The organism is Chamaesiphon sp. (assembly GCF_041737865.1).
In the GTDB taxonomy this organism is placed as follows: domain Bacteria; phylum Cyanobacteriota; class Cyanobacteriia; order Cyanobacteriales; family Chamaesiphonaceae; genus Chamaesiphon.
The window spans coordinates 1-10382 of the sequence record NZ_JBGSQZ010000052.1 but is presented as its reverse complement, the minus strand read 5'-3'; the positions used below and the strand labels follow the sequence as shown (position 1 = coordinate 10382).

The window sequence follows — 10382 nt, the reverse complement described above, 5'->3', positions numbered from 1 at the left end:
TAATCCATAGCTTCGATAATAACCATATTTTTCTAACCATTCAGATGCACTACTTGGTGTGCCATCACTACTCGGCCCTCTAACTTTATCTGTATATAATTTCCCTGTGGTTAAGGGTGCTGCTGAATCTCGATCGAATGGCGGTGCAAATAATATTTTTTTGGCTTCTAACCATCTTTGAATTAGACTAACAGCTTCATCTTGAGATATCTGTGGATCTGGTGTAGCTACAGCAATAGGTTCCGTACTAGGGCTGACAGTATCTGCTGGTGAAGGTGTCGCTACTACCTCAGGGGATGAGTTAGATATATTTGGCGGCGATGGTGTTGGGATCTCGGTGGGTGATGGATTAGGTGGATTTGATGGTGTTGGGGTAGATGATTGATTTGTATTTGCACCTATCGGCTGAGGTTGTTGCCTCATCGCCAGAGTTGCGATAACTCCGCTTCCACCACCAATCAAGAACATGATTAATACAAATAATAATATTTTAAAAAATTTGGCTCTCTCTTCTGCTCGAATTTTTTCGATTTGGAGATCGGTCAAATCATGACGATCTGTTATGTACTTTTGCTCGATCTTAGAAATCGATTCAGGTGACATTTCCTTCGTCAATCTTTCTACTCGATCGAATTCTCGATTATCGCAATCATAAATCTGATAGTATTTATTCTTGATAACTTGAATAGCACTAAAAACCTCAGCGTGAGTAGGAATATTTATTGCTCGTCCAGTTATATCTTTGAGTTGGGATATTTCCCGATTGTCTTGATATAGTTGATAGTGTGCAGCAATACAGGACAGCGCAAGATACCGAATCCCTAATGGGATCGTCAAATCCTGCTTGAGGATAATATACTCTTCAATTGCTGTATTAACTGTTTGCAAATTACTATTGCTATTTACGATCTTTCTAGCAGTCGATCGATCTCTATTTATTTCATCTATTTTATTTTCTAAATTAGTGATTAATGGATATTCTTCGATCATAAGGATTATAGTTACGTTATGAATTAAGATATTTTGTCGATATTAGTAGATATTTAATTTCGCTGAATCCCGTAGCAGAGTCGAGCAACTACAGGCGACTTTTCCTTCATCACGCTAGTAGTATTGATACTGAGACTATTGAGAAAATCATTCAATCCCTGCGTTTTCGATCCATCTTTTTTACCACCATCATCCCACTCTTTCCAAACTGCGGGAGCTTGGATCGATCGAGCAGTCAAATCCGCAGTCACATAGTATAAGCCGCGATCGATCTTCTCTGGATCGAATTTCATCTCTACACCCAATTTATCATCGACTAAACTCGAATTAATATCTAACAGCGATTTATCGCTACGATCGACAAATGCAGGCTTTTCTTTTTCTTCATTATATTTACGAACTTGGTATCGAGGTTCGAGCTGATTAGGAGCTGCGGTATCGGGATTAGCTTGATATTTGAGCGTATATTTTAGAGCTTGTTTATCTGAATTACTATTCTCATTAACTTCCAAAAATTGGATCGGTTGTTCGCCATTCTCCATCGAGAATCGATCTTGAGACAGCGAATCAGGTGAGGTGATACCTTTGGGTAGGTTATCCTCAGAAGCTGCTAGATAGCTAGGATTTGCAATAGTACGATCGGCTGTAAATATAGTTAACTGCGATCGATCTTTGAGTAAACTACTACTATCAGCAGAGCGAATTGTTTTAGTGAATTCAGAGATCGCCTCATACTTTCCTACTAGTAAGATATAAAAGGGACGACTAGTTGCGGTAGATTTACCAGCATAGTCGTAAGCTGGAGCATTATTTGGAGGATAAACTTTGCCCTCAAATTCACTGCCGATACCCCAAATGGCTACAGCATAACCATCTTTTTTTAGATAGTCTTCGAGGATCCGTTTACTAACTGCATTGACATCACCATCATCGGGTTGCAGATCGGTGACAACTGCAATTAACTGCTCGCCTTTGACGGTCTTCAGGTCGGGAAAAGTATCAGCTAATCTACTAGTTTGTCCGGTATAGAAACCAGCACCAAAAGACTTTTGAAACTCAGTTCGATCGATCGATCTCCTACCAGTATCGATCCGTGCGTATTCTACCCCGCCAGGAGCAGCTAAAGAGACCCTATCTAATAATTTAAGAGTTTGAACATAATGACTGTTACCATCCTTGGCGTAACCTACCATCGAAGCCGAACCATCAAGCGTCAAAATAATTCTACTTTTATCTGTAGCAGTTGTTGTAGTTTTATCTTCACCAAATTTACAAGGCAGCGCGATATTACCATCTGCAACCTTCCCACCCTCGATCGTACCGATCGCTTTTGGACTTTGTTGACAACCTGTAAGAGCTATTAAGATTGCCATCAAGACTGAATAATAAGCAATCGAAGGATATTGATGAGGTAGAAGATTCATAATTACCACTGACGGGAGATAATGTATTATCTACTCTTTACGCATGACTATGAGTGGAATCAGGATAAAAATACTGAGAAAAGTAGTACAAAACTCTTTGGTGGAGCCTCTCCTGCGGAGACTCGTCAACTAGGTTAATACCTTAACCGAACCGTATTGGCACCAATAGAGGTTAATTGGGTAGGGGTATCTTGGGTCTACGCTGGGCGATTGCACTTTGACATCGCTACATCGAGTATTCCTGACAACCACACCATGCCATTTTTCACAAATCGAGGGAACTAAATCTTAAAAAAAAGTATCGAAATTGACCAAACTCTATTTTCTTGTTAGATAATTTTAGTTATGATTAAAGATAAGTAAACTTAATCAGTAATATAACGGGGATCGTAGTGATGGTGGATCGAGCAACATGGAGCGAAGCGCAAGAAATGGCAGTCTATCGTCCTGGACAAAGAGTCGAAATCAAGCATCGTCCTGGAGTCGTCGATACAGTCATTGCTTACGATCCCACCATGGTACCTCCCGTGATCCTCGCGATCGATCCCCAACCTCGCTATCCTGAAGAACTAAACTTAATTTCCCAACCTGGTAGCGGATTCAACTGGTTGAATCCCTGGGCGAGAAATATTAGTACTCCCACACACTCAATGCACCACTAAGAAAGCGATCGCAGATTTCGGCAATAATCATGATCTCTTGCCGCAGGAACCCAATCTGGCATGGACGACAAAGATTTAACTACTTTAAGCAGTCCACCATGCCACTGACTGGATGTTCTTAATCAATCGCTGGTTTGGCGGTATTGCTCGATAAAATCTTGCACCATTTGACGGTATTCGCGCATCGTTTCATCGACCCAATTCCGATCGTTACCATTGACATAGATGTGTACCAATGGTTCGCCAGCATCGGGGAGAATTAATACCCAGCGATCGTCTTGATAATTAACGATTTTGACTCCATCTTCGGTATCTAAATACTCCGGCTGATGATTTTCGAGAATGTACCGCATCAAGCCGCCTTTAGCCGTCCAGGGGCAGCGAAGGGAATGACTGCGATAAAAGACGCGCGGTAGCTCCGCACGGAGGCTACTGAGCGATCGTTCCTGACGGGTGAGCATTTCGATCAGTTTGGCGATACAGAACATCGCATCGAAACCAGGATGAAATTCGGGGAAGATAAAGCCCATTTCACCACTCCCGCCGAGGACGACATTCGGCAACTGCTGACAGGCTTCCATCAGTGCGGTGGGGCTGGCTTTGGTGCGCTTGACTTTGCCGCCATGCCGACGGACAATTTGTTCGATCGCACTGGAAACCTGAACGGGGACTACTACAGTGCCGCCAGGATAAGCTGTGAGGACAATTTGCACCATTAGTGCGGTGAGCATATCGCCCCGAATTGGCACCCCTTCTTCATCCACGAGGATCAGTTGTTCGCCGTGAGCGGAGACTTGCACCCCAAATGAGGCTTTGAGGGCGACGACGACGTGTCCGAGTTGGTTGAGTAATACTTCCCGCTCGTTGCTACTCAGGGACATCTGATTGAGGCTGGCATTGAGTACCACCGCGTCACAGCCAAATTTTGATAACAGCACGGGGAGGATCGCACCGGAGACGGCATAGACGTAATCGACGACTACTTTAGTACCTGCATGACGAATGGCATCGATATTGAGTTGTTTTTGAAAGGCAGATTTATAAATTTCCATCCCTTGGGAAAAGCGGTTGACATCGCCAATTTCTTGTACCCGCGCTCGGCGCAAATCTTCTTTGAAATAGGCTGATTCGATCTTTTTCTCTTGGGTAGTGGAGATATTGATGCCGCGATCGTCAAAGAATTCGATTAAGATGGAATCCATTCGATCGGGATGCAGCCTAACGTGAATCCCGCCGATCACATCGACTTCATCACGGCGTTGGCGGAGGGAATAGATAATTTTGCGCGCAACGGGGATAGCGGTAGATTCTAAGTCTTGAATATTAATCCCCACAGACATCAATCCCGCAATGAGCGATCGAGATACCATCCGCGATACATTGCGCTGATCGCGGGAGACAGTCACCTGAGATCCGGGCTTCAGGGTAGAGCCATAAGCCGCCCCCAGTTTGACTGCAAATTCTGGCGTAATATCAATATTTGCCAAACCTTGAACGCCCCGTTGAGCAAACAGATTGCGATGAGCGATTTGTCCCCAGATCAAATTAATATTCAATATAGCTAGCGGCTCGATTTCTTTATTCGGCCATACTCGTACATTCGGGTTGATTTGTGCCTCATCGCCGACATTCGACAGTGCCCCCAAAACTGACCCTTCCAGCACTTGAGCACCGCGACCGATCCTCACCCCACGCGCGAGGACGCAAGCCCGAAGCTGGGCATCCTCGCTGATGATGCAGCCATTGCCAATAATCGGTCGCTTGAGATTGGCACCGCGACCGATCGCCACATTATCACCGACGATCGTCTCTGCCGAAATTCTCACCCGCGCCCCGATTTTACAATTGGCACCAATTACCGCTGGAGCCTCAATTTGGGCACTCGGATCGATATAGGTATTCGCCCCGATCCAAATTCCTGGACTAGTTTCCGGAAAGGGCCAATCGAGCTTGACTTTGCCCCGCAGTGCGTCGTATTGAGCTTCGCGATAGGTCTCAAGTTGACCGATATCGCACCAATAACCATCGGCGACATAGCCATACATCGGCACATCGTGAGTGAGGAGTTGAGGGAATAAATCCTGCGAAAAATCGGCTTCAGTATCGGGATGGAGGTAGTCAAGGATTTCTGGTTCGAGGATATAAATTCCGGTATTTACCGCATCCGAAAATACTTCACTGGCGGATGGCTTTTCTAAAAAGCGACGCACCCGGCGATCTTCATCGAGAATGACTACCCCAAAATCAACGGGGTAGGGAATTTGCGTCAAAATAATTGTAGCTTTGGCACCCTTGCGGCGGTGAAACTCGATCGCTGCTGTCAGATCGATATCGGTAAGACTATCCCCACTAATGACTAGAAATGTCCCGCCGAGAATTTCTTCGACATTTTTGACACATCCGGCGGTACCTAATGCGCGTTCTGCTTCGATCGCGTAATGAATCTTGACACCAAAATCGCTCCCATCACCAAAATAATTTTGAATTACTTCCGGCAAGTAGTGCAAAGTAATGATAATTTCGGTAATGTGATGGCGTTTGAGCAAATTGATAATATGCTCGGCGATCGGGCGATCGATCGCTGGTACCATCGGTTTGGGCAATTCGCACGTCAAAGGTCTCAACCGCGTCCCCGAACCTCCAGCCATCAATACTGCGCGCAGTTGCATATCTTTTTTTATAGGGGGTAATTACCCAATACATCTTAATTGTGATGCTATTTTTCAAGCCTGTGCCTTGGTCGATCGCATAGGTTAATATATCTGTCTCAATCGAGAATTAGAAGAACCCTTGCTAAAATAGAGTGTAGATTGTCACCATCAGGCAATTTCATTACCAATACTGTAGCAGTCCTCATCAAGTAAGATTACCGGAAAGACTTATGCAATTTGTTGTCATTGGTTTAGTTGGGGCATACGGATATGGAGTCTGGAAGTTTTCGCGCAACTTCAACCGTACCAACTATCAACGCACTCTCCCAACTAAAATTGTCCTTGCGCTGCTCTGGCCAGTTTGCTACATCGTCAATGGCTCCTATCGTCAAAATTTCAATAAGGCTCTCAAAGGCGGTGACTAAATTGGTTGACGTAGTTAGTTTAAAGCATCCTGCCGCAAACATTGTTTAAATTTTAGATCGATCGACCCGCAATAACCACACCATTAATGCCACCACACCAATTTGAAGCGCGAGGTTAGGAATAGTTGTTTCGAGATCTCTACCAGCAAGTACTTTGAAGAAGAAAACTACACCCCCAATTGCTCCAGAAGCAGCACAACTCACATAGATAAATTGTCGTAGTCCTCGATATGGAGATTGGATTTCAGCTCGGAGCCGACGACGAAGTTCGGGATCGAGTGAGGATTTCGGTTTAAGTTCTGTCATTTTGTTCTCAAGTCAATTTATAATGATAACTCGGGTATATTGACTATACCTAGTCTTGCCGATGTGGCTCAGTGGTAGAGTAGTTGATTCGTAATCAATTGGGCAGGGGTTCAAATCCCCTCATCGGCTTAACAATATCGTGATGAATGATGTACAGTGACACATTCTTTGTCATTGGTGACACATTACTGTCATCAAGACTAATTAAGTGTCGTTGAAACAAAATGTTGTCATTAAAGTATTAGTGACAGATTACTGTCGTGTCGATACAGACTGGAAGGATCTGTAGACATGCTTTTGGTGTAATTTGACTTATTTACAGCTAGCATATGGAAAATGATTTGGGGACACCCCACTTTCCCAGTGACACTCACGACCAATTGATTACCTTTCAACTATTGCTGGGAGCGAAAAATGCTTACGAGTCCATTATCTTAGATGTAACGATTTCTTACAAAAGCCCAGACCACACCTCATGAAGAAGAATGGTTGTGACGTTTGACGATCTGTTCGTTGCACCAAGTGAAACTGCGCTGAAGATCGGGCAATTGGACTTTGCCTGTGTGGATCTCTTCGAGCAAGTCGCTGAGAGATTCTTTGGTGTTATCGAACATACCGATCGAGTTCATAGCTACTATTATTGGCACCAACTCTTTTCAGCATAAGTCCTCTGCTGGATTTCAGATCGTTTGGAGATAGAGAAAGGATCGTAACGATCCTTTCTTATGAATATTGGTAAACAAGTACTTGACAATCCCTCAAATCTTTAAATTGTTAGCAGCTCCTTGGCTTTTTAGGATCGATCGTAATAATTCTGGTGGAATCTCATCAAAATATTCCAAAATCAAGTCTGTTATTGCCAAATATCGTAAGTGATAGTGATTCGGGGCGGTATAGTCTCTACCGCTCTTAAACCAGCGTTTGACGCTACCTAGAGAACAATTGCATAGAGCCGCCATTTGTACTCGCGTCACATCCCATTTAGCTTCAAATTCGCGCGGAGTCATGGCTAACTGACAATTAGCTAGCTTCTGAATCAGATCGAGTTCCCGCTGTGCCAATTTACGCGGCGTATTCATCATCTGCTCTGCCTGTAATTTTTGCTAGATTGGCTGCTGAGTTCTATACGGCAAATACTTCAATGCCATAAGTAATGTATAACACGTTATAAAAAACTACTATACATTATTTGACTGTCTAGTAAGGTTGCGAGGGTACGATAAATTTGCTGGGAATTTTGATTGAGCAAATGAGTCAAACCGATCGAGTACAGACATCTGTTTATTTTCCTAAAGAGGTATATGCCGCCCTGGTGAAGTGGGCTGAGGAGGAGGATCGCTCGGTTAGTAATTTGGTGGTGCGGCTTGTGACTAAGGCGATAGAAGAGAAAGAGTCAAAGTGAAGTGGGCAATTGGGAAAAGGGGCGGACGATGCCGAAGTTAACGATCGATAAGACTCCAGAGTGGTATCTGTTGGATCGATGCTCGATTCTCCGCAAGAGAGGCTACGCCAACGAGGAGTTGGACCTGGCTGTTGAAGCGTCAATGATGCAGGGCGATGGGGATACTTCGGCGTTAGAGTAAAGGATAAATGTTCTCAAGTCATTCCACGATCGATACTCCCATCGAGAAGAACTTAGATATTTCGATCGATTACCAGGGCTGAGATACCTCGCCAAGCAAGAGCGTCCAACAAAGATTTAGGAGAGTTAGATGAAATTAGCAGATTTACCTGAAGCTACACGTCAAAAGATCGCGAAGGTACGATGGGATAGTATTGTTGAAAAACACGAAGGGCCATTCGATTGGCACTGCGTTCTCGATCGCGATTCAGAGCCAGATTTCTTCGTTGCGGGGACGGATTTATCACGGTTTGCTCGTAAAATTGAGGATGTCCCAGAGTTCTTAATTGTTGACGATCGCCCGATCCTACTACCAATTCCTCGCAAATATCACCCGAATATTGAGATTAGTAGGACTATTTGGAGTGCGGATGGCAATTCGGTGACAATATTTTTGACGGACACGACCTTTTCAACAGATTGGTTTGAGATCGGTTATCTGGCTATCTGTGATAAGGTTGCTGGCGAGAATTTTTGGTTGACGATTCTTTATCACGAACGGTTTGTAATCGAACCAGATTCGGTCTTGGAAGTTAGATGATGGACTCAAATTCAGTCATGCAGCAATTGGCGATAGCTCACAACGGATTGCTTCTTCGATCGATAGTCTGTCACACTCATAGTCTGCTGCTAGTTCGTCGATCGAGTCTCCGGCTGAATAGCGTTCTTTTAGGATGCTGGTAGCGATGCCTGTACCATCGATCGTCAGGCGACCAAAGGCAATGCGGGGATCGACGACGACAATGCGGGGATTATTTTCTTCATGAGAACGAGTGAAGGGATATAGCTTAATCGCTAATCCCTGGTCATCGGCTTCGATTCTCTGGATGTGGGTATGAATTGCTAGTTCTAATTGGTGAAGCTCGGCTTGGTTAGCTTGGATTAATGCGCCATAGTGTTCGACAAATAGATCGATGCCATCGGTGCTGAATTGTTGTGTGGCAAGGGGATGAGCTACTTTCAATTCTGCATCGATAAAATCTAGCGCGGTTCTGACTTTATATAGTTGAATCTTGTGATGTTGGCGAATAGCCCGCAGGACATGGATTTCAACGAGATTGGTGAAAGATAGTAGGTAGGGTTTGGCTGGGGAGATTTCGATGAGCGGCGCGAAGAAGTTGGAGCCGCTTTTGACAGTGTAGCGATGTCCGATTGTCCACGATCGAATGGTACTGGCAGGAATTCGTAAATACGCAGTGTCTTGAATCGAGTAGATCGGGATGTGTCGGGAATCGATTTTGCTGTAAAGGGTGCTCATTTGATTATCTGCGGCTAAACCGATCGATTCCGATGCTCAAGTTAGCAAAAATTGTTGCTCGATCGATGATGTTATTCTTTTTTACCTAGCTTGTTCTATTTTAACTGACTGGATACTGATACCGATCGAGCATTCCTAATCCTCCGTAAATCGATCGATATCACTCCAAATCGCCGTTACTAAGTTCTCTTGCTCTGGGGGGGGCGGGCATCGGGAATATTATCGGTGGTGGTGAGCCAGACGATCTGGATCTGTTTGGGGGTGTGGAGCTTGGTGATTTCTTGGCTAAGGGTTGGTGGGGAGGTGGGTTTGGTGCCATGCGGCGTGGAATTCTGGGTAGGAAAGAGTTTGGGCACAGTGAGCGAGATTGTTTTCAACATTTATAAATTCATATGGATATTTACTATGTTTTTTTAATTGTCGAACAACTTTAAAATTTTCCTGCCCAGTAGCAATTTTTCCTATTAAATCTGTCATACATACCCAAGAGTAAGAGCTGCCTAAGTAGAATTTTTGAATTTCCAATAACATTCTGATTGCATTATCTTTGCCAACAGCAACTATTCCTAATATTTAATAAGCATGATATATACTATGATTTTCTGAGTCATTTGCTGCTATAAAGTTTAGCAATGTTGCGATTGCATTATCATTGCCGACAGCAATCTTTTTTAAGATGTTTTGAGCACAGTATGTATTGGGATTTTCTGAACTATTCTCTGTTATTAATTTTAATAGTGTCGCAATCGCATTATCATTGTCAATCGCAATCTTTTCTAATATATCTTGAATTTGAGAATAATTGGGATGTTCTAACTCAGGTTGTGTTAGCATTTTTGTTAATCCTGTAATTGCATTTTCATTGCCAATAGCAATTTCCTTTAGCGCACTTGATGTGTCATAGCTGATTGACGGACAAAAGTTTTTTTAAGCCCAGACATGTGTGTGCGCCTTAAATTCAATTCGGTATTTTTTTTGCAGATATTGTGAATGAGAAGCCTTGACGGGATCTCGGTCAATATTAGTAGTAAAAGAGACAGAACAA

General features: G+C 43.7%; 15 protein-coding genes and 1 tRNA gene. 6 read left to right on the top strand and 10 right to left on the bottom strand.

Annotated features, from left to right (window positions below; translation table 11 throughout):
* Both ACEW9J_RS04015 and ACEW9J_RS04010 read right to left on the bottom strand, forming a co-directional pair.
* On the bottom strand, positions 1 to 990 hold a 990-nt coding region (locus ACEW9J_RS04015), incomplete at its 3' end, for an IMS domain-containing protein (protein ID WP_373543851.1).
* A gap of 53 nt (positions 991 to 1043) precedes the next feature.
* Entirely contained in the window at positions 1044 to 2414 is a 1371-nt protein-coding gene (locus ACEW9J_RS04010) for a hypothetical protein (RefSeq protein ID WP_373543850.1), read from the bottom strand.
* Between the two features lie 395 nt (positions 2415 to 2809).
* Between ACEW9J_RS04010 and ACEW9J_RS04005 the strand changes: the two genes are divergently transcribed.
* Complete coding sequence (locus tag ACEW9J_RS04005; protein ID WP_373543849.1) at positions 2810 to 3076, top strand: hypothetical protein; 267 nt, start codon at positions 2810 to 2812, stop codon at positions 3074 to 3076.
* Positions 3077 to 3198: 122 nt separating this feature from the next.
* Here the strand turns inward: ACEW9J_RS04005 and ACEW9J_RS04000 are convergent, their stop codons facing one another.
* Positions 3199 to 5739, bottom strand: coding sequence for a sugar phosphate nucleotidyltransferase (locus tag ACEW9J_RS04000; RefSeq protein ID WP_373543852.1), 2541 nt, complete (start codon positions 5737 to 5739; stop codon positions 3199 to 3201).
* A 218-nt stretch (positions 5740 to 5957) separates the two neighbouring features.
* Here ACEW9J_RS04000 and ACEW9J_RS03995 point away from each other — a divergent pair, with 218 nt between their 5' ends.
* Positions 5958 to 6152 (top strand): hypothetical protein, encoded by a 195-nt coding sequence (locus tag ACEW9J_RS03995; protein ID WP_373543848.1) that lies wholly within the window; start codon positions 5958 to 5960, stop codon positions 6150 to 6152.
* 45 nt (positions 6153 to 6197) lie between these two features.
* Here the strand turns inward: ACEW9J_RS03995 and ACEW9J_RS03990 are convergent, their stop codons facing one another.
* A complete protein-coding gene (locus ACEW9J_RS03990; RefSeq protein WP_373543847.1) occupies positions 6198 to 6458 on the bottom strand; it encodes a DUF3493 domain-containing protein in 261 nt (86 codons plus the stop codon).
* A 57-nt stretch (positions 6459 to 6515) separates the two neighbouring features.
* Here ACEW9J_RS03990 and ACEW9J_RS03985 point away from each other — a divergent pair.
* Positions 6516 to 6587, top strand: a tRNA-Thr gene (locus ACEW9J_RS03985).
* 344 nt (positions 6588 to 6931) lie between these two features.
* Here ACEW9J_RS03985 and ACEW9J_RS03980 read toward each other — a convergent pair.
* Both ACEW9J_RS03980 and ACEW9J_RS03975 read right to left on the bottom strand, forming a co-directional pair.
* A complete protein-coding gene (locus tag ACEW9J_RS03980; RefSeq protein ID WP_373543846.1) occupies positions 6932 to 7072 on the bottom strand; it encodes a hypothetical protein in 141 nt (46 codons plus the stop codon).
* Positions 7073 to 7216: 144 nt separating this feature from the next.
* Positions 7217 to 7540 carry a helix-turn-helix domain-containing protein gene (locus tag ACEW9J_RS03975; RefSeq protein ID WP_373543845.1) on the bottom strand — a complete coding sequence of 108 codons (324 nt, stop codon included), beginning with the start codon at positions 7538 to 7540 and terminating at the stop codon, positions 7217 to 7219.
* 143 nt (positions 7541 to 7683) lie between these two features.
* Here ACEW9J_RS03975 and ACEW9J_RS03970 point away from each other — a divergent pair, with 143 nt between their 5' ends.
* The 3 genes from ACEW9J_RS03970 to ACEW9J_RS03960 all read left to right on the top strand — a co-directional run bounded on the left by ACEW9J_RS03970 (position 7684) and on the right by ACEW9J_RS03960 (position 8620).
* Positions 7684 to 7860 (top strand): hypothetical protein, encoded by a 177-nt coding sequence (locus ACEW9J_RS03970; RefSeq protein ID WP_373543844.1) that lies wholly within the window; start codon positions 7684 to 7686, stop codon positions 7858 to 7860.
* 1 nt (position 7861) lies between these two features.
* Entirely contained in the window at positions 7862 to 8041 is a 180-nt protein-coding gene (locus tag ACEW9J_RS03965; RefSeq protein ID WP_373543843.1) for a hypothetical protein, read from the top strand.
* Between the two features lie 129 nt (positions 8042 to 8170).
* Positions 8171 to 8620 (top strand): hypothetical protein, encoded by a 450-nt coding sequence (locus ACEW9J_RS03960; RefSeq protein ID WP_373543842.1) that lies wholly within the window; start codon positions 8171 to 8173, stop codon positions 8618 to 8620.
* Between the two features lie 15 nt (positions 8621 to 8635).
* Here ACEW9J_RS03960 and ACEW9J_RS03955 read toward each other — a convergent pair whose 3' ends face one another.
* From ACEW9J_RS03955 to ACEW9J_RS03940, 4 genes are all read right to left on the bottom strand, one after another.
* Complete coding sequence (locus ACEW9J_RS03955; protein ID WP_373543841.1) at positions 8636 to 9337, bottom strand: DUF433 domain-containing protein; 702 nt, start codon at positions 9335 to 9337, stop codon at positions 8636 to 8638.
* 179 nt (positions 9338 to 9516) lie between these two features.
* The gene (locus tag ACEW9J_RS03950; RefSeq protein ID WP_373543853.1) at positions 9517 to 9717 is read right to left on the bottom strand and encodes a hypothetical protein; all 201 of its coding nucleotides are present in this window, start codon (positions 9715 to 9717) and stop codon (positions 9517 to 9519) included.
* Positions 9623 to 9868, bottom strand: coding sequence for a hypothetical protein (locus tag ACEW9J_RS03945; protein ID WP_373543840.1), 246 nt, complete (start codon positions 9866 to 9868; stop codon positions 9623 to 9625). Before ACEW9J_RS03945 ends, ACEW9J_RS03950 begins: the two co-directional genes overlap by 95 nt.
* A 42-nt stretch (positions 9869 to 9910) precedes the next feature.
* The gene (locus tag ACEW9J_RS03940) at positions 9911 to 10171 is read right to left on the bottom strand and encodes a hypothetical protein (RefSeq protein WP_373543839.1); all 261 of its coding nucleotides are present in this window, start codon (positions 10169 to 10171) and stop codon (positions 9911 to 9913) included.
* Positions 10172 to 10382 lie beyond the last annotated feature (211 nt).